Raw genomic sequence first — 24,597 nt, forward strand, 5'->3', positions numbered from 1 at the left:
CAATCAAACGATACGATTAGCAGCAGTAATGCAGGATTACTCAATCATGGCCAACACCCTGGACATCGATCTGTTGCGTACCTTCCATGCCGTCGTCCGGTTCGGGCAATTTCTGGCGGCCTCGACGTTTCTCAATCGCAGCCCGTCGGCGGTAAGTCTGCATGTGCGACGCCTGGAGGATGTGGCCGGTGGGCGATTATTTGAGCGCGACAACCAGACCGTGACCTTGACCCCGCTGGGGCGGCGTTTCGCGTTGCACACCGCTGAGCTGCTGAGGATGCATGACCAGGTGCTCGACAGCTTCAGTAATCCAGTTGCCAGTGGCCGCGTGCGCTTGGGGATTTCAGAGGAGTACGCCGGGGCTTTGCTGCAATGCACATTGCCGTCATTGACCACGCATTTTCCGCATATTGAATTAGAAATCGAGACGGGTTCAAGTGGGCGTTTGCGGACACGATTGATCCGTGGCCAGCTGGATCTGGCGTTGGTCGTTGAGCCAATAGGCATGCCTTCACCCGACGACCAACCTGCAAAAACCTTTGGCACGACCCAACCGGTGTGGGTGGCTGCACATCAGTACCGGATCGACAGTACCCGACCCGTGCCGTTGGCGCTGCACGGTAGAGGCTGCCCTTATCGTGCCGTGGCGATTGATGCCTTGGCGCACACCCAGCGGCGGTGGCGCACGGTGGTCATGAGTGCGGGGGTGATGGCGCTGGAATTGACGATAAGCGCTGGGCTCGCCATCGGCATCATCGACCGCGCTCGAATCAGCGATGATATGCGCGAGCTGACCATCGACGATGGCTTCCCGGATTTGCCGCTGCATGAATTAAAACTGATCAAAGCGCCGGGAGCCGCCAGTGCAGCGGTTGAAGTATTGACCCAGTTGATAAGCGAACACTTCCGGCTGTAAGTGGCTACAGGCCGCCGATTTCATCCAATACCTCTTTCTGTTCATGGGGTGAAAGCCGATCAATCTTCGCCGCGAACAATGCGGTGAAGCGACGTTTAATTATTTCTACGGTTGTGTCAAACGCCGCTTGAATAGCCTCTTGCTCGCTTTGGACATCCGATGGATCAGCCAAACCCCAATGGCTTTTAATAGCCGGACCCAAGTACACCGGGCACGGCTCACCCGCTGCTTGGTCACAGACCGTGATCACGATATCGGGCGGCGAATCGGCAAACACTTCTGAGCCTTTGCTGTAGAGCCCGTGGACTGTAACCCCCGCTTTTTCCAACGTCGCCAGCGCGCGAAGATTCAGCTGACCGCTGGGAAAGCTGCCAGCGCTAACCGCCTGAAAACCCGCTGGGGCCATATGATTGAACAACGCTTCGGACAGCACGCTGCGACAGCTATTGGCGGTACACATGAACAGAATTTTCATCGGGGCCTCATAAATTCCATGGCAAAACTGAAGGAAATACCGCCTCCTCGACGCCGCAAGACGTGGCACCGCTCACTTAGCTGCGAAAGCTCAAACGAAGCGCCAACGCGGCCAAGGTGACGATGAGAATCGGCAAGGTCAGGAGGCTGCCGACTTTGAAGTAGTAGCCCCAACTGATACGAATATTTTTGCTGGCCAGTACGTGCAGCCATAACAGCGTCGCCAAGCTGCCGATGGGGGTGATTTTTGGACCCAGGTCGCTGCCGATGATGTTGGCGTAAATCAACGCCTGCTGAACCACACCGCTGGTGTGCGTACCCTGAATCGACAGCGCCCCGATAAGTACCGTCGGCATGTTGTTCATGATCGAGGACAGCAGTGCCGAGGTTATTCCTGTGCCCATCGCCGCGCCCCAAACCCCGTGTTCAGCAAAACGCCCAAGCAATGCAGTCAGGGCGTGGGTCAGCCCAGCGTTGTGCAGGCCGTAAACCACCAAATACATCCCCAAGGAGAACACGACGATTTGCCACGGGGCATTTTTTATCACCTTGCGCACCGAAATCACATGCCCACGTGCAGCAATAATCAACAGTAAAACGGCACAGGCCGCCGCCACAGCGCTGACGGGAACCCCCAACGGTTCCAGCGCAAACAGCCCTATCAGTAACAAACCCAATACCCAACCGCCGGCGCGGAACGTTGCGTGATCACGAATCGCTGCGGCGGGGTCTTCTAGCTGCGCGGGGTCGTAGTTGCCGGGAATGTCTTTGCGAAAGTACAGCCACAACATCAACAACGTTGCCGCGACGCTGACCACATTGACCGGCCACATTACGGACGCGTATTCACCGAAACCCAGGTTGAAGATGTCCGCCGAGACAATGTTGACCAGGTTGGACACCACCAACGGCAGGCTCGCTGTGTCTGCGATAAACCCCGCAGCCATGACGAATGCCAAGGTGGCTGCGGGAGAAAAGCGCAACGCTGTCAGCATGGCAATGACAATCGGCGTCAGAATCAATGCCGCACCGTCGTTAGCGAACAGCGCAGAAACCAACGCCCCCAACAGCACCATGAACGCAAATAAACGGACGCCGCTGCCGCGTCCCCAACGGGCAACGTGCAGTGCAGCCCATTTGAAAAAACCGGCCTCATCCAGCAGCAAACTGATGATGATCACGGCAATAAACGTCGCCGTCGCATTCCAGACAATGGCCCATACCGTTGGAATATCTCCCAACTGGACCACCCCGGCGAGCAACGCCAACACCGCACCGATAGCGGCGCTCCAGCCGACGCCGAGGCCTTTGGGTTGCCAGATGACCAATACCAACGTGAACACGAAAATCAATACAGCCAATAACATCCGAGGCACTCAAACAAAGGGTTGAAGATCAGCAGCACGCCACTATACGAACAGGTCGCTCGCCCATGGCGGTCAGACGTTTGCTGTCACTGGCGATCCAGGCCGTGTTGGCTTCTTGCGTTACCCGCAGCACCTCACGTGCCCACTCAGGCAGCCCGGTGTGCAGGCGGTAATAAATCCATTGGCCTTGACGACGGTCTTCCAACAGACCGCATGCGCGTAACTGCGCCAAGTGACGGGAAATTTTGGGCTGGCTGTCGTCAAGCGCGCAGATCAGCTCGCACACACATAACTCGGGTTCACTGCACAACAACAGCATGATCCGCACGCGGGTTTCATCACCCAGGCACTTGAAAAACACAGGGGGCTCGATGTTCATACACCTGCGACCTCCTCTCTAAATATATGAATATTCGAATATACAGATATACGAACGATAAAACAGAACGGACTCTTGATGCCTGACAGAAAACCGATGAGAAGCTTTGCATTAACCGGGTTGCCACCGGCAGACTGGCGGCCAACGGTCCGGGTGCCAGGACCCGCGTCGAAGCGCTACTCACTCAACCTACAAACCCTCTGCGCCGTATCTACACCGGCGCAAAACACCTAGAGCCTGCGTAACATGCCCGATCCATTGACTCACAACCCGCTACGCGGAGAGCAGACATGCCCACTTCATTTCTTTCGCGCGTCAAGGCTCGCCGCTTGATGCTGCTGCTTATGGCCTTGCTGGTCGTCGGTCTGCCAGCGAGCTGTGCGCTGCTTAAGCATGAGGAACGCAAGCTGCTGTTCCAGATCGAGCCTGGCACCGCCAGTTGGTATCACGGCTTGCCTGCCGACGTTCAGGAACTTGAGCTCAAAACCCCGGCCTTTGGCACGTCGCAAAACATTCACGCCTGGTGGTGGCCTGCGGCACAGGCCGGGGCGCCCTCTATCTTGTATTTGCACGGCACACGTTGGAACCTGACGGGCCAGCTGTTCCGCATTGAACAACTGCACGCCATGGGCTTTTCCATTCTGGCCATCGACTACCGGGGTTTTGGCCAAAGCCAAGGCGCGCTGCCATCGGAGCGCACGGTTTATGAAGATGCCCGCATCGCCTGGGCGCGCTTTAAAATCTTGCAGCCGGACGCCAACAAACGCTTGATCTACGGCCATTCATTGGGCGGTGCGGTGGCAATTGATCTGGCGAAAGAATTGGGCAATGACGTAAAGAGCGACGGCAGCGGCAAGCAGGCGCACGGGTTGATTATCGAATCTACTTTTACCTCCCTCGCCGACGTGGCCACCGCTGTGGCCAAAACCTCATTACCGGTGCGCTGGCTGCTGTCGCAAAAATTCGACTCCGTCGACAAAATCGCCGATATCCGTATGCCGGTACTGATTGTCCACGGTACTGCGGACCCGTTTGTGCCGTCGCGCTTCAGCGAGGAGCTTTACCGGGCCGCGCAGGAACCGAAAAGCTTACTTTTGGTTCCGGGCGGTACGCATAACAACAGCATGAGTTTGGGGCGGGAGGCATACAGCCAAGCCATCAAAACCTTATTGCGCTCGAACATCATGCCGATCCACGCAGCAGTTCCGGCAGCCACACCTGTGGCACCAGCGCAGAACAGCGTTTCTGGTTAAATCGGTAACGCCATTCAACTAACGGCCATGCAAATGTCACGGACGCTCACAAAGCGTGTTGTACTAATGACATCTTCATTCTTTGCCGGTACACCCGTGGACACCAAAAAAACCGACCGTATCAAATTGATTCAACAAGCCCTGCAGGACCAAAAAGCCATCCACCTGCGAGAAATGGCGGCTTTGCTGGATGTGTCGGAGATGACCCTACGTCGCGACCTTGGACGCCACACCGACAAATTTCGCCTGCTCGGCGGCCACATCACTCGCGTTTTCGACAGTACGCAAGCCAGCGATTATCGGGTCACTGAGCAGGACGCACGGCATGTTGAGGAGAAACGTCGAATCGGCAAACTGGCAGCCGCCTTCATCCTGCCGGGCGACACGGTATTTTTCGACTGCGGCACCACCATTCCATTTGTGGTGGACTTCATTGCTGACGAGCTGGAATTTACCGCGGTGTGCAACTCACTGAATGTTCTGCTCAAACTCCAACAAAAACCCAACTGCAACATCATCCTGTGTGGCGGCACGTTTCACCGAAAAAACCAGGTGTTTGAAAACAGTGCCGAAAACGGAATTCTCGACAGTATTCGGTTAACTTGGGCCTTCCTTTCCGCCGCCGGAGTTAGCCAGGAATTCGGCGTGACCTGTTTTAACTTCAATGAAGTCGAAATCAAAAAGAAGGTATTGCGCCAAGCCCAACAATGCATGTTGTTGGCCGACCACTCCAAATTTGACGCCGTACGCACCGCGCACTTCGCCTCGCTGGAAGACTTTCAATACGTCATCAGTGACAAGAAAATCCCTAAGCTTTATCGCGATTTGGTAAGCACCCACGGCATGCAACTGGTGGTGTAAAGGAGACATCTACGAACCTATTCGCGAAAGGCGCACCACGGCGTGCTTCCCGACATGAATTAGGCCCTACCTCGATCGCCGCTGGCCGCTACTGGTGCAGTCCTTGCTCCAGCAATCGCCGCTCACCCTCAGTCAAATACCCGGTGGTGAGGCTGAACTGGGCGCCCTCCCCGGCCGCCAGTGAGCGAACATTGCCCTTGGCAGATTCCGCTTTATAACCTTCAGGCTCGCAGGTCGCAGGCAATATAAAGGCAGCTACTTGCTGATCGGCGTTGTGCAGAACCCAGCGCGCCGCATGCTCAAACTGCTCGGGACGATAGCGGGTATAAAACGCCGAACCCTCAGGGTGGGTCAGCAAAAAATGCGCGTTGCCATGGCTATCGGCGCGCACGCCATCGAAAAAGCAAACAATTTCCGGGTCGTATAGCTCAGGCGTATCCAATACCTGCAAACGCGACGGTTCTTGCGTCAATTGCGCCATATAGCGAGCCCACTCCGGAGTCGGTCGAACATGCGCCGGCACGCTGCTGCGCACCCTGGTTTGATCCATGCCCAACGGTTCGACGAAGCGCGCACCTTCCACGTAGGCGTAATTCATGTGCGCCATGTACATCAGGTCCATCGGCACTCCCGCCAGATTCGTCACGTGCATGCTGATATCGAACAGCGCCGAATTCACCCGCAACGTGATGCCGGGACGTGCCCGGTAATGATCACCAAACCCTTGCACGTATTCGTAGTCGCCGCCCAGTCGAAGGAACGTACCGCCACCGTCTTCACCCACTTCCAGCCACGCGCTGTCCATGGGCGCGCAGGGCATTTCACCGTGCAGCGGATGATCATCTTCCGGGCCGGGGCAGCCGTTACGCAGCAGGCCGCTGTGGAACATAAAGCAGCCATAGGTGCCAATCACATGGGCACTGGGTCGTGGCTGGCGGAACATATTGCGCATGGTCAGATCGCAGCCATCGAACACCGCCGACCAAACCATCTGCCCCTGATACGGCAATACCACCACTCGCCCACGGCTATTTTCCAAAGCAAGGGCCAATACGCCAGACGGGTAGGTCCACGCGCTGACCTTAAAATCAGACGACTCCAGCAAGGTCTTTTCAGCGCCCGCGAACAGCTGTGGAAACAGCGTAACGGTTGTGTGCTTCATTGAGTTGACACTCATGAGACTGCCACCGCACCGACCGGCGCTCGCTCGCTTTTCGAATGACGCATGCAGTGCAGGGCATAGCCGACGATGACCACGAAACACACTAACGGCACGCTGTAGGCCAGTTGCATATTGCCGCCGGTGTAATCGGAAAGCAGGCCTTGGAAGATCGGAATGACCCCGCCGCCGACGATGCTCATCACCAACAGCGAACCGCCGACGCCGGTGTCTTCACCCAAGCCATCGATGGTCAGGCCATAAATGGTCGGCCAGCAAGGACCAAGGAAAATACTGACGCCCACAGCGGCGTATATCGCAGAAATATTGGGCACCAGAATCGTGTAAGCCAGCAATACAATGCACAGCACGCCATATAGCGCCAAGACCTTGGCCGGGTGCAGTTTGCGCATCAGCAAGTTGGCAATCACCTTGCCCACAAAGTAAGCAGCAAAAGTGGTCAGCAAAAACCACGACGCGCTACGCTCGTTCATCCCACCCATCTGCATCGCCAGGCGAATGGTAAAACTCCAAACCCCCACTTGCGCGCCGACGTACAGGAACTGCGCCAATACCCCGAACACAAAACGTGGATTACGGCGCAAGCGCGACAGACTTTGGCCGAGGCTGCTGTGTTTGACTTTGGCTTCGACAATGCCCTTACAAGCCGGAAACTTCGTGACTGCGACCAGAATGAACATCAGTACCAGAACGGCGATCATCCATTTGTACGGAAGCAAGGTCGATTGAATCATCTGAAGCTGTTGGACTGCCGCGTCTGCGGGGCTCATTTGCAACAGTTGCGCATGGCTAGCGTCGGTATCCTTGAACATCACGAAGCTGCCAACGTACACCCCGGCCATGGCGCCAAATGGGTGAAAGGTCTGGGAAATATTCAAACGACGAGTGCCGGTTTCCCTCGGCCCCATCAAGGTAGAGTAGGTATTACAGGCGGTTTCCAGGAATGACAGGCCGGCCGCGATCACAAACAACGCGAGCAAAAACATCCCGTACTTAGCGGTGGACGCCGCCGGGAAGAACAGCAAGCAGCCAAACATGTACAGCAGCAATCCGACGAGAATCGTGGTTTTGTAACTGAAGCGCCGAACCACCAAAGCTGCCGGGATCGCAACAAAAAAATAGCCCAGGTAAAACGCCGACTGGACGAACGCAGTCTGGAAATCGCTGAGTAAAAAAGCTTTTTTGAATTGCGCAATTAACACGTCGTTCATGCTGGCGGCCGCCGCCCATAGGGCAAAAATGCTGCACAACAGCAAGAAGGCAAACCAGGGCGTTCGGTTGAGGTAAAACCCGTCCGGCGTCTGTTGAAGCGCAGGCTTAGTCATTATTGTTCTCCGTGAAAAACAGGGTTGAAACAACACCTTCAGGCTTGGCGTTCCGGCAGGTGGTTGTGCAGAAATTCGGCGAACATCAACCCGTCAGGGTAGGAAGTCTGGGTGCCCAGTCCGGTGACCGAACACGCTGAATAGGCCACGGCCAGGGTCATGGCGTGTTTGATATCGCGGGTTTGCGTCCAGTGATGAGCAAAGCAACCAATGAATGCATCGCCCGCACCCGTGGTGTCCACCGCAGAGACGACGTGTCCGGTGACGCGGAACTCACCCTCTTCTCCAACATATAGCGCGCCCTTTTCGCCCAAGGTCACCACGACATGGCGAATACCGTCCGCCACCAGCAACCGCGCGGCTTGCAAGGCAGACTCGGGCGAGGTCACAGGTTGACCACTGATCAATGCCAGTTCGGTTTCGTTGGGGACCAGAAAGTCGAGTTGCACCAGTTGTGAACGGTCCAGCCCCGCGAGTGCCGGGGCCGGATTAAGCAATACTGGAATGCCCTGCTGTTTGCCAAAAGCAATGGCGTGATAGACCGTTTCCAGTTCGATTTCCAGCTGCAGCAAGATCAATGCGCAGTCACGTAAGGCTGGGCGGGCGGCGTCGATATCGGCAGGTTTGAGGTAAGCGTTGGCGCCCTTGATGATCAGGATACTGTTGTGAGAATCGCTTTTAACGAAGATCGGCGCGACGCCGCTGGAAACACCCGGAACTCGGGTTACGTGCTGAGTATCGACACCAAACAGTTGAAAGTTTGCCAGTGTGTTGCCCGCAAACACATCGTCACCGACCTTGCTCACCATCACCACTTCGGCGCCTAACTTCGCAGCAGCCACCGCCTGGTTAGCCCCCTTGCCGCCACAGCCCATGGCAAAACCAGGTGCCTCGATGGTTTCGCCCTGCAAAGGCATTCGATCAATGTAAGTGATCAGATCCACCATATTGCTGCCAATGACCGCAATCTTGCTCATTGTTCTGGCTACCTCATTAACGCCGGGAGAGACCACCCGATGCATTATTATTTTTGTTACTTTAGTAACATATTTTGTGATTATCCAATCTTTTTTTGGCTGGAGGCGCAGTTGCTCGGGGCAGTCCCTATATGAAATGCCAAAAGGTTGCGATTTTTATGGGGTTTCAGGCAGGAAGCATCGCCCTCACGCGGCAACGCAAAGTTAAGTTGGGCATCGGGCAAGGAGGATGCCTGATCGCTAAGAAGTGCCGCCTTCTAAGTAATATCCCGATCAATACAAGAACCTTTTCTGTAAAGCTCGGGTAAAGCTCGTTCCCTTCTCAGGTGTTTTGGATTAATTACTATCAATCGCTTTTCGTTACGCCGGGAGTACGCCATGAGCAATATTCAAATCGGTATGTTTGCCCTGTTTGCCATAGCCGTGTTGGGAGCCCTCAATTTCTATTTGGACTTCCTCCGTACCAGTAAGCCCAAGAAAGACAAAGTAAGCGCTCCCAAGTCCTGAATATCAGACACAACCCAGAAACGGCAGCACGTGTGTCAGCAGCAGTTCCGGTGCCTCTTCAGCGATGTAGTGCCCTGCGGCAATAGGTTTGCCGCGCACATCAGTGGCAACGAGTTGCCATTCCTTGAGCGGATCAAAGCAACGCCCGACAATCCCCTCCTCACCCCACAGCACCATCAACGGCAGCTGTAGCCGATTGCCTGCTGCTATGTCGGCACGGTCATGATCGAGGTCGATACCGGCACTGGCCCGGTAATCTTCGCAAATGCCACGCGCTGCACCCGGCAGTCTCAGGCAGCGCAGGTATTCGCCAAACGCTTCGTCGGTAAACGGTGCCATGCCTGCGCTACGGCTACCCATTACGCTGCGCAGGAATTGTTCGGGATCAGCTTCAATCAAAGTTTCCGGCAGCGGAGCCGGGCGAATTAGAAAAAACCAATGCCAATAGGCACGAGCGAAAGCCTCGTTGGTTTGGCTATACATCGACAGCGTGGGGGCGATGTCCAGCAGCACCATGCGGTTCACGGTCTGTGGATGATCCAACGCCAACCGATGGGCAACCCTGGCGCCACGGTCGTGGGCCAATATCGAAAACGTTGAAAAGCCCAATTTACCCATCAACTCAACGTTGTCGCGGCCCATTTCGCGCTTGGAATAAAGGCTGTGGTCGGCGTCAGCCAACGGCTTGCTGCTGTCGCCGTAACCACGCAGGTCAGCCGCGACCACCGTGAATCGCTTGGCCAGGGTTTCGGCGACTTTGTGCCAGATCACGTGGGTTTGCGGGTGGCCGTGCAGCAGCAATAGGCCGGGGCCAGAACCGCCAATCCGGTAGGCGATTTCAACGCCATTGACCTGACACGCATGCTTTTCAAATCCAGCGAACATGGATGACTCCTTATGATTGTTAGAGACATCCTAGATTGCTATGCGATAACGGCAAGGCGCGAAACGTGGCGCCCCCGTTCATGAAGTGTGTTTGCTCGGCGGAGCCAATCATGCTTGCTGGACAGCGACGTCCCGCTGGGTTGGTTCAGCTCAGACCCTGAGCAACCGGCCACCCAACGCCACACCCAGCAGCAGCAAGGCAATGCTCAGAAACGCCAGGTTCAAGCTGCTGGCATGGGCGATGAACCCGATAACGGCCGGTCCCGCAAGAATGCCGCCGTACCCCAGCGTGGTGACGGCCGGAACCGCCACGTGCTCCGGCATGACGGTTTGCCGTCCGATGGCGCTGTAGAGCACCGGCACGATATTCGAGCACCCAACGCCTACCAACGCGTACCCCAGCAGCGTCGCTTCCCAGGTGGGAATAACTGTTGCCAGTGTTAATCCTGCTGACGCGCACAGGCCGCCCAATATGATCATCCGATTGGCCCCGACCCGACGTACGATGGCATCACCGAAGAGTCGGCCGAGCGTCATCGTCAGGGCGAATACCGCATAACCTAAGCCTGCGTAAGCAGGGTCGACGCCGCGCATCGAACTCAGAAACACGGCGCTCCAGTCAAGCATCGCGCCTTCAGTCAGGAACACCGTCATGCACAGCAAACCGATAAACAACACGGTGCCGTGGGGAACGGCAAACGCCGGTCCTTTGCTTTCACTGCCATAAGTGAGGAAATGCGGCGAGGCCTTAACCAGCGCGATACCAATGATCGCCACGACCACCCACATGGCGATCAACGGGGAAGCGCCAGCACCGAGCAAGCCGCTGACACTGGCTGCGCTGGCGATCCCGCCGAGACTGAATAAGCCATGAAAACCCGACATCATGGTTCTACCGCTCGCCCGCTCGACAATAATCGCCTGAGTGTTTGCCGTGCAATCTAACGCCCCCATGCTGGCGCCGAACACAAACAGGGTCACAATCAGCAGGGGCAAGCTGGAGACCGTCGCCAATAATGGCAGGCATATACAGACCAATACGCTGGACATCACCAAGACCAATCGGCAGCCAAAGCGTGCGGCGAGTATTCCCGCTAAGGGCATCGCGATGATCGAGCCAACGCCCAAGCACAACAGCAATAGCCCGAGCGCGCCGTCGTTTAATCCCAAGCGCGCCTTAGCATAAGGCACCAATGGCGCCCAAGCGGCGACGCTGAAGCCGGCGATGAAAAAGGCAATTCGAGTGGAAAGCTGCTCGCGCCGAGCGCTGATGGCTGGCGCGAGGATATTGATGGAAGTCATGCAACGTCCTTCGAACACGTCAAGCGGGTAGAACCCGGCAATCGAAGTAGCCTAACAAAGGTGGCGGACTAACCAAATGTTTTGCATCGCTTTTAAAATAGCCTTCTCGAATGAATTCGGTTCCACAGGGATGATTTCTCGGTGGGCGCGAATTCATTTGCGAAAGTTTAGACGCAGTTTTGCAGGGTTAAGCCATCCAAGGGGATGTGCGGATGATTTCGACGAAGTTCATTGGTTTGAACTTAGGATCAACGGCCACCAGTACATCAGCGTTCACGGTACCGAACGTAGTATCTGGTTTGTCTTTGAAGCCGTCGGCGAATGCGCAGATGATGCACTCCTTGAAGCCATTACCACGTGGGTGCGCATGCACGACAGCGTCACGCTGTTCAGCGGAGAAGGCCGCGTATTCCATACCCAGCACGTCCATTTCGACCCCCGCAGTCACCAATGCGACGTTCGGACGCAAATGGCGCACAACGTTCGGTGTGGTGTGCAGGGCAATGGATAACCAGACCTGTTCCATGTCGCCTTCCGACAAGCCAAAGGGCTTCACGAACGCGCGTGCAGCATTGGCACTGTCAACTTCAAAACGCTCGTCAGCGCTGCGATGACCTTCAACCAGACCGAGGTCATGGAACATTGCACCGACGTACAGCTGCTCCGCATCGTACTTGAGCCCTTGGCGTTCACCGCTCAATGCGCCGAACAGAAAAACCCGGCGAGAGTGGTGATACAGCAGGTCAGGTTCGTTATCCCGAATGTATTCAGTGGTGGCTTTGGCCAAGGCACTGTCAGGGATTTTAATACCGGCGATGGTAGCGGTCATAGGGACGTTCCTCAGGCTGTCGCACCTGTACGGCGCGGCTGAAACAAGTCTCCGCCGGTGGGGTATTTGCCACAATCCGTGCGAGGTTACGTTATCTGCCAAACGTCCGTCATATCCTGCCACAAGGGATCGGCTAGACTACGCGCCGCTTCTGCCTTGGCTAAAACCAAATCCGGCGCAGAACATCTGCGCAACTAATAAGAATTCATAAAACGTGAGGAAGTTGTGTCAAAAGGCATTGTGCTGTCGGTTCTGGCCTCGATTCTGTTTGCGGTCATGTATTTTTACACGTCATTGCTCAAGCCTCTGGGCGGCAGCGAAATCTTTGGCTGGCGCATGCTGCTGACGGTGCCATGCGTAACGCTGTTTATGCTCTCCAGCGGCGATTGGCGACTGGTACGTGACATTGCCAAGCGCCTGCGGCGATCACCCATTCTATTAACAAGCATGCTGCTGTCATCGTTTTTGCTGGGCGTGCAGCTCTGGCTGTTCATGTGGGCGCCGCTGCATGGGCGCAGTATGGACGTGTCGCTGGGCTATTTTTTGTTGCCACTGACCATGATCGTTACCGGGCGCATCGCTTATGGGGAACACCTGTCACGCTTACAAACCATCGCTGCGTGTTGCGCCTTGGTGGGAGTTGGCAACGAGCTATACCGCGTGGGAAGTTTTTCTTGGGAGACCCTGCTGGTGGCTTTGGGTTACCCGCTTTATTTCGTCCTGCGGCGCAGGCTGAGCACCGATAACCTTGGCGGTCTCTGGTTTGACATGGCACTCATGCTGCCGCTAGGCCTGTGGTTCATTTTCAGCGGCGATCCCAGCGCCCTCTCCCACTTTCCACGCCTGTATGTGTTGATTCCGGTCTTGGGCATGATCAGCGCATCGGCACTGTGCAGCTACATCATCGCCAGCCGTCTGTTGCCCTTCAGCCTGTTTGGCCTGCTGAGTTATGTCGAACCGGTGTTATTGGTCGGCGTGGCGTTGTTGCTGGGTGAAAGCATCAACCGCGATGAATGGCTGACTTACCTGCCGATCTGGTTCGCGGTGCTGATACTGATCGCCGAAGGCAGCAAACACTTGCTGGCCCAGCGCCGAAAGAATCGCGTCCGCGCTGTTTTGTAGAGCAACGTGTTGGCGAGACGCGCTATACGGGGTATCAGTTACGCCGTCTCGCAAACACGTTCGCTGCTACGGATTTGAAAACCGCTCCAATTGCATTTCCTGCAATCGACTCAACGTGCGACGAAACGCAAAAGCTAAATAGCCTTCGTTGTACAACTCATCTAACGGCACCTGCGCCTCTACATACAGCGGTACTCGGCGGTCATAGCACTCGTCAATCAGTGCAATAAAGCGCCGAACACCGTCGTCATTGACTGATAATTGTGGCAGTTCACGATCACCGGCGGCGACTTGCAGGGCCGCGTCTTCAGTCCCCCGCGCGATTTTTCCTGCACGCTGCTTAGCGCTCAGCGCCGGTACTTCGCTGAGCAAAATCGCTGAAAAGCGGTCGCACACCTCGATGAAATCCATGGCCGCTAAGGGTTGTTCGCACACGTCGCGATAACGACACCAAAGAATAGTGTCGCTGTGCCGAATCACGTTGATATTGCGATGGCCAATCGCAACCGGGTCAGTCGAAGAAGACCGGCCCCCGCTCAGTTTTTCAAATACACCGCCCAGCGCACTCGGGCTGCCCGGCTGACTCACCCAATACCGCCGGTGCAATTGACCTGGATGCAGACGATGATCTTCGCCGCCGTCCACCGCGACCACCGCCATGTGATGATTGATGGCGATGATGGCCGGTGCGAAGCGTTCACGGTTGTAACCTTCGGCATACAGCTGGTCGGGTGGTTGATTGGAGGTAGACACCACCACCACGCCCTCTTCGAACATTACCTGGAACAAGCTACCCAGAATGATTGCGTCGCCGATGTCGCTGACGAACAACTCATCGAAACACAGCACCCGCACCTCTTTGCTCAGTTCCCGTGCCAACGCCCGCAAAGGATTAGGGGTGCCGGTAAGTTGGAACAGGCGCCTGTGAACCCAGCGCATGAAGTGATGAAAGTGCTGACGCCGTGCGGGCACGGTCAAGCTTTCGTAGAAACGGTCCATCAACCAGGTTTTGCCACGCCCCACCGGCCCCCACAAGTAAACGCCCTTGATCGCTGACCGACGCTTGCCGTGGTGCAGTGTCAGGAAACAGTCTTGCAGGCACAGTGCAGCATTCAACTGTGCAGCATCGGGGGTAAACCCGTGCTGGTCGATGGCCCGTTGATAGGCGTCCAGGGGAGAAACAACATTCATCTAAAAGTTACCGGCAGGCTCAAGCCCGCATGTTCACACAAAACGCAACGCCCGTACCCGTCGCCGGTTATTCGTGATGAACGCCGGCGCGTTTAAGCATGTGCTTGCAGCGCTCGGACAAGTGAAGCACGCGCAAGTGTTTGCCCACCTTGAGGTAGCGCTCACGCAATGCCTTCAATGCAGCGATCGCTGAATAGTCGACAAAACTCAATCGTCGACAGTCAAGGATCACAAGGGCAGGATCGTTTGCGGGGTCGAACTGGTTGAGGAACGGTGTCGTTGAGGCGAAGAACAGCGTGCCATGCACGCGATAGAGTTTGCTCCCGTCAGCTTCCAGTGAACTGTCGGCGTAGAGTTCGCGTGCCTGCTGCCAAGCGAAATTGAGCGCGGCAATGACAATGCCGCACAACACTGCGGTGGCCAGATCGGTGAACACCGTGATCACCGTCACCGCCAAAATCACCAGCACGTCGTTCAGTGGCACCTTATTCAGCACTCGTAGCGAGGCCCAGGCAAAGGTTTGCTGCGACACCACAAACATCACGCCGACCAACGCGGCCAGCGGGATATGCTCGATCAGCGGCGAAAGAAACAACACGAACAACAGGATCATGACCCCAGCGACCACACCGGAAAAACGTCCGCGGCCATTGGAGCTGAGATTAATCACGGTTTGACCGATCATCGCGCAACCGCCCATGCCGCCAAACAGACCGGAGACCATATTGGCCGCCCCCAGCGCCACGCATTCGCGATCCGGGTAACCACGGCTCTCGGTAATCTCGTCGGTAAGGTTGAGCGTCAGGAGGGTTTCCAGTATGCCAACCAAGGCCATCAATACCGCGTAAGGGCCCACGATGCGCAGGGTGTCAAGGCTCCAAGGCACCTGCGGGAACGCCAGGTCGGGCAAACCTCCGGCAATGTGCGCCATGTCTCCAAGGGTGCGTGTCGGCAGACCAAGCAGGTACACCGCCAGACCGACGCCGAGGATGGCCACCAGCGCTGGCGGCACGGCGCGGGTCAACCGTGGCAGCAGATAAACAGTGGCCATGGTCAATGCCACCAGCCCGATCATCAGGTAAAGCGCTGAACCACTCAGCCAGGTCTCGCCGCTCTTGAACTGCTCCAACTGCGCCAGAGCGATGATAATTGCCAGGCCGTTGACGAAGCCCAGCATCACCGGGTGCGGCACCATACGCACTAACTTACCCAGTCGAAGCAGGCCGAACGCAACCATCAACAACCCACCGATCAACACCGTGGCGAGCAAGTACTGCACGCCGTGTTGTACCACCAGCGCAACGATCACCACGGCCATCGAGCCCGCAGCACCGGAAATCATTCCAGGCCTCCCGCCAAACAAAGCAGTCAGGGTGCAAATGATGAAGGCGCCGTATAAGCCCATCAGCGGATTGAGATGAGCAACCAGAGCAAAAGCAATACATTCGGGCAGCAGGGCGAATGACGTCGTCAATCCAGCCAGAGCATCGGCGCGTAGGCGATTTGATTTCATGGCTTACCTAATAAGTTGGCCAGCGAAGCCGGTCGCAGGAACGCGGGAAAAGAGGGGGGAGAATGGTACGGAGTTGAGACCGGTCCCGCTAGCGGAATGCCACATAAGCACTCATTTCTCGCCAGGGGCTGCTCCGAAATGACACAGCGCTGATATAGGGTGGCGTGTGGTTTGGTCTTAATCAGATCTTTAAATTTCTTCGAAAAGCCGCTCTAGCTCGGGCCATCGGGACATAGCCCCACCCTAAAGCTGACCAAAAGATCAACTTTATGGCGCAATTATTGCCTTATGCAAAGATTCCCCAGCACTTTTCCGTCGTGGTTGTGCGTCCGCTCGTTTTGGAGTTTCCCTATGCCTGTCTGGCGAAAAAGTATTCAGTGGCAACTCACCTTGAGCATGGGTGCTGCATTGGTGATCAGTAGCCTGATTGTGATCGCTATTTACGCCTTCGCCTTAAATCGGTTGACCGATCGTTATTTGCTGCAACAGGCGATGCCCGCCAGTGTCGAGGCAATCCGTAACGACCTTGAACGGCTCCTTGCCTCCCCTCTCACCGCAGCCAGTGATATTGCCGACAACACACTGGTCGAGGATTGGCTGCGCACGGGCGAAGACCCGGCACAACAGGCAACCTTCGTACGCTATCTGGCCAATATCCAGCAAAAACACCACGCATTGACCACCTTTATCGTCGCCAAAGGCAGTGGCCATTATTTCACCAACAGAGGCGTGGACCGCACGTTGCAGCCTGCAACCAAGGAAAACAGCTGGTTCTATGATTTCCTCGCCAGCGGCAAACAGCGCGCGCTGGAAATCGATATTGATAAAAACACTCGGTTACCGACGCTGTTCATCAACCAGCGAATTGAAAGCAACGGTAGCGTTGTTGGCGTGGCAGGCCTTGGCTTTAGCTTGAGCGCCTTGTCAGACATGGTCCGCAACTTCCATTTCGGTGAGCAAGGCCAAGTCTACTTAGTGAGCCCGGACGGCAAGGTCAAGGTTCACCCTAACGCTGATTTCAACGACCGCCAAACACTGGAGCAATTGGTCGGCCCGGGGCCTGCCCACTCTTTACTGGGCGCTACCACCGGTAAAACCCCGGTCGAATTCGAGCGCAACGGCCAGGCTTTTGTCGCCTTGGCTGCTCCGGTGGACTCATTGGGTTGGACCTTGGTCAGTGAAGTGCCGATGGCGGAAGTCTATGGCCCGGCCAAAGACGCTTTGACGATCATTTCCGCCATCAGTCTGGCCGTAGTGCTGTGTTTTCTCGGTTTCGTAGCCTGGATAGCGCGTGGCATCGTGCGCCCCATTCGTCAGGTCACTACTGCCCTGATCGACATTGGTGGCGGCGATGGCGACCTGACCCACCGCCTGGATGATCACCGGCAGAACGAGCTGGGCGACCTGGCCCGAGGCTTCAATCGTTTCATCGCAAGCCTGCGCGAACTGATCGGCGATGCGTTGCAGACCAGCGAACAATTACGCCAAAGCGTGGGGGACGTGGCGCGGGTGGTGGAGAGCACATCGGCACGGGCGGTGCAGCAACAGCAAATGACTGACATGGTCGCCACTGCGGTACATGAGATGGGCCTGACCGTGCAGGAAATTGCCCGAAATGCAGGCGCCGCCGCCCAGGTGTCGCGCAGCACTCAAGACGAAGCCGTGTCCGCCAAAATCATCGTCGGCCAATCGATTGCTCACATTCAGGCGATGTCCGACGGCGTCGGCAACGCAGCGGGCGCGGTCGAAGCGCTGGCGACCAAGATCTCCAACATTGATCAAGTGTTGACGGTAATTCGTAGCATTTCCGAACAGACCAACTTGTTGGCCCTCAACGCAGCCATCGAAGCGGCGCGTGCCGGAGAACTGGGACGCGGGTTTGCCGTGGTAGCCGATGAAGTTCGCACCCTCGCCGGGCGCACCCAGAGCGCCACCGGCGAAATACAGCAGATGATAGGTGAGTTGAAAGGGGGTGCCAGTCAAGCCGTAGCGTCCATGCGCGCAGGTCAAGCCGCCACAGGCACCGGTGTTGAAGCGACCCGCCGCACTGGTAACTCGCTGGATGCCATAGCAGGGCACGTTGAGGAACTCACGGACCGCAACCATCAGGTCGCCGCCGCCACAGAGGAACAAAGTTCGGTCACCGAAGAAATTAACCGTAACGTCCAGGGCATCGCTGACCTTGCTCAGTCGACGGCTAAAGACGTGCAAATTTGTCGCGAGGACTGCCTAAAACTGTCGAGCAAAGCAGAGCATCTGGCCACGCAAATGGCGCGGTTCAAGTTGTAAGCCCTGCTGGCTACGCAACAGCACGGCATCGCAGGGCGGGGCAATCCCTTTGAGCGTTTGGGCGTGGGCACACCGCGCCTAAACTACCTCTTCTTGCTGCCCATTAAATTGCAACGCCGCCAACCTCGCGTACAACGGGTTGCTGGCAATCAGTTGTTGATGAGTACCGACGGCAATCAAACGTCCTTGATCAATCACTGCAATGCGGTCGGCGTTCTGCACGGTGGCCAGCCGGTGGGCAATGACCAAGGTTGTGCGGCCTTTCATCAAGCTTGGCAACGCCTGCTGGATAAGGTGTTCGCTTTGAGCGTCCAATGCGCTGGTCGCCTCATCAAGCAAGAGAATCGGCGCATCGACCAGTAAGGCCCGAGCGATTGCCAAACGTTGACGCTGGCCGCCAGACAAGCCAAGTCCGCCTTCCCCCAAGTGTGTCTGATAACCATCGGGCATCTGCAAAATGAACTCATGTGCATGGGCAATACGCGCGGCGGCCTGCACCTGCTCAATCGTTGCTTTAGGGTTGCCGTAGCGGATGTTGTCCTCAACGGTGCCGAAAAACAGTGCAGGGTTTTGCGAAACCATGGCGAAACAACGTCGCAAGTCCGACGGGTCAAGCTGTGCGATGGGCAGCCCTTCCACCAGCACCCGCCCCTGCTGCGGATCATAAAAACGCAATAGCAAATCGAACAGCGTCGACTTACCGGCGCCAGAAGGTCCGACCAGTGCCAAGGTCTCGCCGGCTTCGATAGTCAGGCTAAACCCATCGACAGCATTGCGCTCCGGGCGAGATGGGTACGCAAAACTAACGTCTTCTAAGGTGATCTGACCACTGACCCGTTCCGGCAGGTGCAGTAAACCCTGGATAGGCGGCTCAATTTCGCTAGGCGCCTGAAGCAGCTCTGCGATTCGTTCAGCCGCACCCGCTGCGCGCTGTAGTTCGCCGATGACTTCACTCAAGGTGCCCAAAGCACTGCCTACGATCAGGCTATAGAACACAAATGCTGCCAGCTCCCCACCGGAAATACGCCCGGCGATGACATCCATCCCACCGACCCACAGCATTACCCCAACCGCGCCCAACACCAAAACGATCACCAGGGTGATCAGCCAGGAGCGCTGCAATATGCGCTTGCGCGCCGTATTAAATGCCTCTTCCGCCGTCGCGGAGAAACGCACTCTGTCCTGCTGCTGATGGTTGTAAGCCTGTACGGTTTTGATCTGCCCCAATGCTTCGGCGACATAGCTTCCGACGTCGGCAATCCGGTCTTGGCTCAAACGCGAGAGACTGCGCACTCGCCGACCGAAAATCAGGATTGGCGCGACCACCAGCGGCAAGGCGACGACGACGATACTGGTGAGCTTTGGATTGGTAAAAAACAACAAGACAATACCGCCGATCACCATCAGCAAGTTGCGCAGGAATAACGAAAGTGACGACCCGATCACCGACTGTAACAGCGTGGTGTCGGTGGTTAGCCGCGACTGAATTTCTGAGCTTCGGTTATTTTCATAAAACCCCGGATGCAAATTAATTAGATGGTTGAATACCTGTTTACGCATGTCAGCAACCACGCGCTCACCAATCCACGACACCAGGTAAAACCGGGCAAATGTACCCATGGCCAGCCCGACAACCAGTATCAGAAAAAAACCGATCGAACGGTTAAGCATGGCCGGGGATTGAGTCATGAAGCCCTGATCGACCATCAGCTTGATGCCTTGCCCCATGGACAAAGTAATGCCCGCAGTAACGATCAATGCCAGTAGCGCCCCCATGGCGGGCCATCGATACGGAGCGACGTAACGCAGGGCCAGACGAACGGCATTGCGCTGACGACTTGATAACATTGAGGCCATACAAGACACCTGCCTGCCGGAAAGACTGAGCCAGAAAGCCTACACCTGTGGCTCAAACGAAGCTTGAAATATGTAAGGGTCGTAAAATACCGCCATTACCTTCAAATCCCTGTGCTTTTATGAGCTCAATAATTCTACTTATACGGTTCGCTCTAAAAACCTTGCTGGAAATTTTCAGACATTTCTGGTGGACTTAGACGTGTGTTGAACGGGCGTTGAAAGATGTCACAGCGCCGTCATAGAACGAGATTAGTTTTAAGCGCACAACCTGATGAGGAGCCAGGCCATGAGTTTGCAAAACAGCACCAATCACGTATCGCTCGTTCGAGCCACTCCGACCTTGGCTGTCGGTGGCGCCATTCTCGACGACGATGGACGCGAGATACTGATCACTGAAGAAATGGTTCAGGCCGCGTGTCAAGAATGCGATAAAAACTGGGTCAAACCTGAAAAAAAAGATTGATGCTGCAATAAGCATATTTTTAAACCCGGCGTTGATGCCGGGTTTTTTCTGTGTGCCCCTTTCATGCAACATCACGTGACAAGCGCTGGTTTGACACGGTGCGGAAAAGCCAATTACTTCGCCGCAGCTTCCTTAAATTGAAGCGAACCCTATCAAACTAATGGAGTGCCACATGATAGAACCTGCTCGTTATCCTTATACTCCCGCCGATGTGCAGTACGCCTATGACACGCTGTTTGCTGACGTATTTACCCGACCCGCAGTGGTCAATATCTCAACCGTATGGCCACCGAAAATTCTTATTGTCGCTGGGGTGCAAGGGTCGGGAAAAACTTACCTACTCGAGAACGCACTGCTACCCTCGGGCAACTACAACAACTACGTTCGATTGTACTTACCGGCATTCAGGGAGCTTCACCCACACTATCAAGCGATGCGACGTCATGGTGTCTTGCATGCCTACGAACACACAGAGAACTTTGTCAGAGCCGTGTGCGGAAAAATATTCAATCAGGCTTTTAGCTTCAAATATAACGTCATTATGGAATGTGCCTTAGACGACATTAACTTTGCAAATGTTCCAGACATGGTGACGGGGTTGGGGTATCAGTTTGATGTTCATTTAATTGCCTGCAAAAAAGAATTTGCTCATCTATCGACTATCAAAAGGGCGCTCAATAGCTTGACCGACCAAACCCTGGAACGCTTTGTCGACATGACCGCAATTGATGCCAGCATGGGCAACGCTCAGGGAATCCTGACCTCATTCGAAAATGCCTGTATGCGGGCGTCAGGCTCAAAACTTACCTTGTATGAACGAGGTCTTGGGGTACTAAAAAACCGACGCGTTGTGTGCAGCAGTGTGTGCACTGATGGCTTCGAATTACTGCCGCAACCCATAACGAACAATCATGGCGACGTGATAAGCCCGGCACAAAATACGGTCAGTATCATTCGAACGCCCACGCTGAATACTCCGTGCAGTTACTCTCGCTATTGCGAAATAGTGAACGCGCCGATTGAAACCAGAACCGAACGAGGTGAAATGCTTAAAGAATGCCACTTGGCGCTCACCCATACGAACGCCCATTCGGACAACGTGCACTTCTCAGTATTTAACGACTTGTACGCCTATATTGCTAAGCATCTTTACCGATACTGAAAAAACTGCAAGGCTCGCGCGCTGCCTTGCAGATGAATCAAATTTAAACCACACGAGCCCCCAGCGCCGTTACTAATTGTCTTAACGGTTCGGACTCACCATTGATCTGCACAAGTAACCCTTCAATCTCGCGACGCGCAGGATAATGCTTACGTAGCGCATCGAAGGCCAAACGCTGGCTCGCAGTATCGCCGACTAAGCTGCGTCGGAAGTCTGCATCGTCCCGACGTGGGTCATACACCCCACGGCATAGCATGGCCAACGCCCACGTCGGGGAACAGCTTGGGTTCAGGGTTACTTGCGTCAGCCAGGTTTGCGGTAACAATTGCTGCAAACTGATAGCGGGCGCACGTTTTAAGTAAGCACAAAGCGCCTCGTAGATTTGCGCGGTTCCCCGCTGCCGACCGTCAAGGCTGTAGCCGGCGATGTGTGGCGTAGCCAGTACACATAAATCGGCCAATGCTACATCGACTTGCGGCTCGCCTTCCCAGACGTCGAGCACGGCTTGTAAATCTTCGCGCCGCAGCAAAACCTCACGCAAAGCGCCGTTGTCCACCACCGCGCCGCGGCTGGCATTGATCAGCCAAGTGCCCGCCTTGAGCTGACTCAGGCGCTGCTGGTCGAACAAGTGCCATGTACGCATTCCACCGTTTTTGGTCAGAGGCGTGTGCAAACTGATTACGTCGCACTGCTCGATAATCTGTTCAAGGCTGACAAAGTCGCCACCCTCTGCCAACTGCCGAGGCGGATCACACACCAACACATTCCAACCCAAGCCACGTAATACCTCGACCAGGCGGCTGCCAACCTGGCCAGCGCCGACCACGCCATACGTGCGCTGGGTCAGTTCGACACCTTCAATCTCAGCCAAGGTCAACAGACTGCCTAGCACGTAATCCACCACCCCACGCGCGTTGCAACCGGGGGCGCTGGACCACTGAATTCCAGCCTGCTTAAAGTAATCCAGATCCAAATGATCAGTGCCAATGGTGCAGGTGCCGACAAAACGTACCGAGCTACCTTCCAACATTGCCCTATTGACGTTGGTCACCGAGCGCACCAGCAGCACGTCAGCCTCTGCCACCGCAGCACGGTCAATGGAACGGCCCGGCAAACGTCGTATGTCCCCGAATTGGGCGAAAAAGGCGTCGAGCAGCGGGATATTTTCATCGGCAACAATGCGCATGATTGGGCTCCATGGGGTCGGCGGCAGTGTAGGCACAGCCCGCCATCCTGCATGGGATCTACCGCCTACACAACTAGGATTCCTGACCCTAGTGTCAAGCAGGTAGAATGCTCGGCTTTCTGTACCCGCTTTTGGACTGACCGTGAATTGTGCAAAGACACTTGCCCCGCCTAAAGATCTACTGCCGCTCAATCGCACAGCTCGCGTTCGTCTAGAACTTCGCTCGCTGATGGCACTGGCATTGCCAATCATCATTGCGCAACTGGCCTATACCGCGATGGGGTTTGTCGATGCCGTGATGGCGGGCAACGTCGGCCCTCGTGACTTGGCGGCCGTGGCCTTGGGCAACTCGATCTGGGTGCCGATCTATTTGCTGATGACCGGCATATTGTTGGCGACCACGCCCAAAGTCGCGCAGCGGCATGGTGCGGGTCAAACTTCGGAAATAGGCTCCTTGGTGCGGCAGGCATTGTGGTTAGCGTCGACGGTGGGTGTTATCGCCGCGCTGCTGCTGTTGAGCGCTGAACCGGTGCTGCATCTGATGAGCGTTGATCCGGTACTGATCGAACCCTGTATGCGATACCTGCGCGGCATCGCTTGCGGCATGCCCGCTACGGCGTTGTTCTACGTATTGCGCTGCCTCAGTGATGCCCTGGGCCGAACCCGTCCGAGCATGGTGCTGGGTCTCTGCGGCCTGGCGTTGAATATTCCGCTGAATTACATCTTCATCTACGGCCACTTCGGCATGCCGGCGCTTGGCGGGGTTGGTTGCGGATGGGCCACTGCCATTGTGATGTGGGGGATTTTTTTGGGCATGATTGCCTGGGTACGCCGAGCGCCGGTCTATAAGCCGAGCGCCGTTTTTAGCCACTTCGAATGGCCGCAATGGGCAGTGATCAAACGCCTGATCGATATCGGTTTACCTATCGGCATCGCCGTGTTTGCCGAGGCCAGTATTTTTGCCGTGATCGCACTGCTGATCGGCAGTCTAGGCTCGAACGTGGTGGCCGGGCATCAAATCGCCCTCAACTTCAGCTCGCTGGTGTTCATGATCCCGTTTTCGCTGGGCATGGCGGTCACCGTGCGGGTCGGCCAGGCCCTAGGCCGCAATGCGCCACGAGACGCACGTTTTACTGCCGGTGTCGGCATGGCGACGGCGTTGTTTTACGCGTGCTTTTCGGCCAGTTTGATGCTGCTTATGCGTGAGCACATCGCCAGGATTTATACTGCCGACCCACTGGTGATAAAGCTGGCCGCTTCGTTGATTGTGTTTTCGGCGCTGTTCCAGTTTTCCGACGCGATTCAGGTCACCGCAGCAGGTGCGTTGCGCGGTTATCAAGACACACGGGTAACAATGATCCTGACATTGTTCGCCTACTGGGGAGTGGGTTTGCCGGTCGGCTACCTTCTCGGCCTGACCGACGTGCTCGGCCCCGCCAGTGGACCCGGCGGCCTGTGGCAGGGGTTGATTGTCGGCCTATCCTGCGCGGCGTTGATGCTGTCGATGCGCTTGGTCAGCAGTGCGCGCAAGCGGATTCGGATGGCGGCAAGGTAATCCC

Annotated in this window: 22 protein-coding genes and 1 pseudogene; 10 read left to right on the forward strand and 13 right to left on the reverse strand. The window is 56.0% G+C overall.

What is annotated here, in order from left to right:
- Positions 1 to 46: 46 nt before the first annotated feature.
- Positions 47 to 916: a LysR family transcriptional regulator gene (locus RGW60_RS10670; RefSeq protein WP_322204499.1), complete on the forward strand. Its 870-nt coding sequence runs from the start codon at positions 47 to 49 to the stop codon at positions 914 to 916.
- A gap of 4 nt (positions 917 to 920) precedes the next feature.
- Here the strand turns inward: RGW60_RS10670 and RGW60_RS10675 are convergent, their stop codons facing one another.
- The 3 genes from RGW60_RS10675 to RGW60_RS10685 form a co-directional block, all read right to left on the reverse strand.
- Positions 921 to 1,391, reverse strand: coding sequence for an arsenate reductase ArsC (locus tag RGW60_RS10675; RefSeq protein WP_322204501.1), 471 nt, complete (start codon positions 1,389 to 1,391; stop codon positions 921 to 923).
- 76 nt (positions 1,392 to 1,467) lie between these two features.
- Positions 1,468 to 2,757, reverse strand: coding sequence for an arsenic transporter (locus RGW60_RS10680; RefSeq protein WP_322204504.1), 1,290 nt, complete (start codon positions 2,755 to 2,757; stop codon positions 1,468 to 1,470).
- 28 nt (positions 2,758 to 2,785) lie between these two features.
- Positions 2,786 to 3,136 carry a metalloregulator ArsR/SmtB family transcription factor gene (locus RGW60_RS10685; protein ID WP_322204506.1) on the reverse strand — a complete coding sequence of 117 codons (351 nt, stop codon included), beginning with the start codon at positions 3,134 to 3,136 and terminating at the stop codon, positions 2,786 to 2,788.
- 290 nt (positions 3,137 to 3,426) lie between these two features.
- Here RGW60_RS10685 and RGW60_RS10690 point away from each other — a divergent pair, with 290 nt between their 5' ends.
- Together RGW60_RS10690 and deoR are read left to right on the forward strand one after the other, a co-directional pair.
- The gene (locus tag RGW60_RS10690; protein WP_322204507.1) at positions 3,427 to 4,389 is read left to right on the forward strand and encodes an alpha/beta hydrolase; all 963 of its coding nucleotides are present in this window, start codon (positions 3,427 to 3,429) and stop codon (positions 4,387 to 4,389) included.
- A gap of 96 nt (positions 4,390 to 4,485) precedes the next feature.
- Entirely contained in the window at positions 4,486 to 5,250 is a 765-nt protein-coding gene (gene deoR, locus RGW60_RS10695) for a DNA-binding transcriptional repressor DeoR (protein ID WP_322206893.1), read from the forward strand.
- 88 nt (positions 5,251 to 5,338) lie between these two features.
- On the opposite strand, the gene RGW60_RS10700 is transcribed toward deoR, so the two are convergent.
- The 3 genes from RGW60_RS10700 to rbsK are packed head-to-tail and all read right to left on the reverse strand — an operon-like array spanning position 5,339 to position 8,732.
- A complete protein-coding gene (locus tag RGW60_RS10700; RefSeq protein ID WP_407074085.1) occupies positions 5,339 to 6,412 on the reverse strand; it encodes an aldose 1-epimerase family protein in 1,074 nt (357 codons plus the stop codon).
- Between the two features lie 11 nt (positions 6,413 to 6,423).
- Positions 6,424 to 7,755 (reverse strand): L-fucose:H+ symporter permease, encoded by a 1,332-nt coding sequence (fucP, locus tag RGW60_RS10705; protein ID WP_322204511.1) that lies wholly within the window; start codon positions 7,753 to 7,755, stop codon positions 6,424 to 6,426.
- Positions 7,756 to 7,793: 38 nt separating this feature from the next.
- Entirely contained in the window at positions 7,794 to 8,732 is a 939-nt protein-coding gene (gene rbsK, locus RGW60_RS10710) for a ribokinase (RefSeq protein WP_322204513.1), read from the reverse strand.
- 378 nt (positions 8,733 to 9,110) lie between these two features.
- Here rbsK and RGW60_RS10715 point away from each other — a divergent pair, with 378 nt between their 5' ends.
- On the forward strand, positions 9,111 to 9,239 hold the full coding sequence (locus tag RGW60_RS10715) for a hypothetical protein (RefSeq protein WP_322204514.1): 129 nt from the start codon (positions 9,111 to 9,113) through the stop codon (positions 9,237 to 9,239).
- Positions 9,240 to 9,242: 3 nt separating this feature from the next.
- Here RGW60_RS10715 and RGW60_RS10720 read toward each other — a convergent pair whose 3' ends face one another.
- From RGW60_RS10720 to RGW60_RS10730, 3 genes are all read right to left on the reverse strand, one after another.
- Positions 9,243 to 10,124 (reverse strand): alpha/beta hydrolase, encoded by an 882-nt coding sequence (locus tag RGW60_RS10720; RefSeq protein ID WP_322204515.1) that lies wholly within the window; start codon positions 10,122 to 10,124, stop codon positions 9,243 to 9,245.
- A 150-nt stretch (positions 10,125 to 10,274) separates the two neighbouring features.
- Positions 10,275 to 11,426 (reverse strand): MFS transporter, encoded by a 1,152-nt coding sequence (locus RGW60_RS10725; RefSeq protein ID WP_322204517.1) that lies wholly within the window; start codon positions 11,424 to 11,426, stop codon positions 10,275 to 10,277.
- A 187-nt stretch (positions 11,427 to 11,613) separates the two neighbouring features.
- Positions 11,614 to 12,255: an HD domain-containing protein gene (locus RGW60_RS10730; RefSeq protein ID WP_322204519.1), complete on the reverse strand. Its 642-nt coding sequence runs from the start codon at positions 12,253 to 12,255 to the stop codon at positions 11,614 to 11,616.
- A 225-nt stretch (positions 12,256 to 12,480) separates the two neighbouring features.
- On the opposite strand from RGW60_RS10730, the gene rarD reads away from it, so the two are divergent.
- Positions 12,481 to 13,377, forward strand: a complete 897-nt coding sequence (gene rarD / locus RGW60_RS10735) for an EamA family transporter RarD (protein WP_322204521.1) — start codon at positions 12,481 to 12,483, stop codon at positions 13,375 to 13,377.
- A gap of 66 nt (positions 13,378 to 13,443) precedes the next feature.
- Here the strand turns inward: rarD and zapE are convergent, their stop codons facing one another.
- Complete coding sequence (gene zapE / locus RGW60_RS10740; protein WP_322204522.1) at positions 13,444 to 14,568, reverse strand: cell division protein ZapE; 1,125 nt, start codon at positions 14,566 to 14,568, stop codon at positions 13,444 to 13,446.
- A 67-nt stretch (positions 14,569 to 14,635) separates the two neighbouring features.
- On the reverse strand, positions 14,636 to 16,081 hold the full coding sequence (locus RGW60_RS10745; protein WP_322204524.1) for a SulP family inorganic anion transporter: 1,446 nt from the start codon (positions 16,079 to 16,081) through the stop codon (positions 14,636 to 14,638).
- Positions 16,082 to 16,573: 492 nt separating this feature from the next.
- Between RGW60_RS10745 and RGW60_RS23810 the strand changes: the two are divergent.
- A pseudogene (locus RGW60_RS23810) lies at positions 16,574 to 17,515 on the forward strand (cache and HAMP domain-containing protein); the annotation flags it as partial.
- 126 nt (positions 17,516 to 17,641) lie between these two features.
- Positions 17,642 to 18,370, forward strand: a complete 729-nt coding sequence (locus RGW60_RS23815; RefSeq protein ID WP_416194847.1) for a methyl-accepting chemotaxis protein — start codon at positions 17,642 to 17,644, stop codon at positions 18,368 to 18,370.
- 78 nt (positions 18,371 to 18,448) lie between these two features.
- Here RGW60_RS23815 and RGW60_RS10755 read toward each other — a convergent pair whose 3' ends face one another.
- Positions 18,449 to 20,227, reverse strand: coding sequence for an ABC transporter transmembrane domain-containing protein (locus tag RGW60_RS10755; RefSeq protein ID WP_322204528.1), 1,779 nt, complete (start codon positions 20,225 to 20,227; stop codon positions 18,449 to 18,451).
- 286 nt (positions 20,228 to 20,513) lie between these two features.
- On the opposite strand from RGW60_RS10755, the gene RGW60_RS10760 reads away from it, so the two are divergent.
- Together RGW60_RS10760 and RGW60_RS10765 are read left to right on the forward strand one after the other, a co-directional pair.
- Entirely contained in the window at positions 20,514 to 20,690 is a 177-nt protein-coding gene (locus tag RGW60_RS10760) for a PA1571 family protein (protein ID WP_322204530.1), read from the forward strand.
- Positions 20,691 to 20,862: 172 nt separating this feature from the next.
- Entirely contained in the window at positions 20,863 to 21,852 is a 990-nt protein-coding gene (locus tag RGW60_RS10765; RefSeq protein ID WP_322204531.1) for a zeta toxin family protein, read from the forward strand.
- Positions 21,853 to 21,895: 43 nt separating this feature from the next.
- Here the strand turns inward: RGW60_RS10765 and pdxB are convergent, their stop codons facing one another.
- A complete protein-coding gene (pdxB, locus tag RGW60_RS10770) occupies positions 21,896 to 23,038 on the reverse strand; it encodes a 4-phosphoerythronate dehydrogenase PdxB (RefSeq protein WP_322204533.1) in 1,143 nt (380 codons plus the stop codon).
- 142 nt (positions 23,039 to 23,180) lie between these two features.
- Between pdxB and RGW60_RS10775 the strand changes: the two genes are divergently transcribed.
- The gene (locus RGW60_RS10775) at positions 23,181 to 24,593 is read left to right on the forward strand and encodes an MATE family efflux transporter (protein ID WP_322204535.1); all 1,413 of its coding nucleotides are present in this window, start codon (positions 23,181 to 23,183) and stop codon (positions 24,591 to 24,593) included.
- The last annotated feature ends 4 nt before the right edge of the window (positions 24,594 to 24,597 follow it).

It is taken from the genome of Pseudomonas sp. AB6 (assembly GCF_034314105.1).
Classification (GTDB): domain Bacteria; phylum Pseudomonadota; class Gammaproteobacteria; order Pseudomonadales; family Pseudomonadaceae; genus Aquipseudomonas.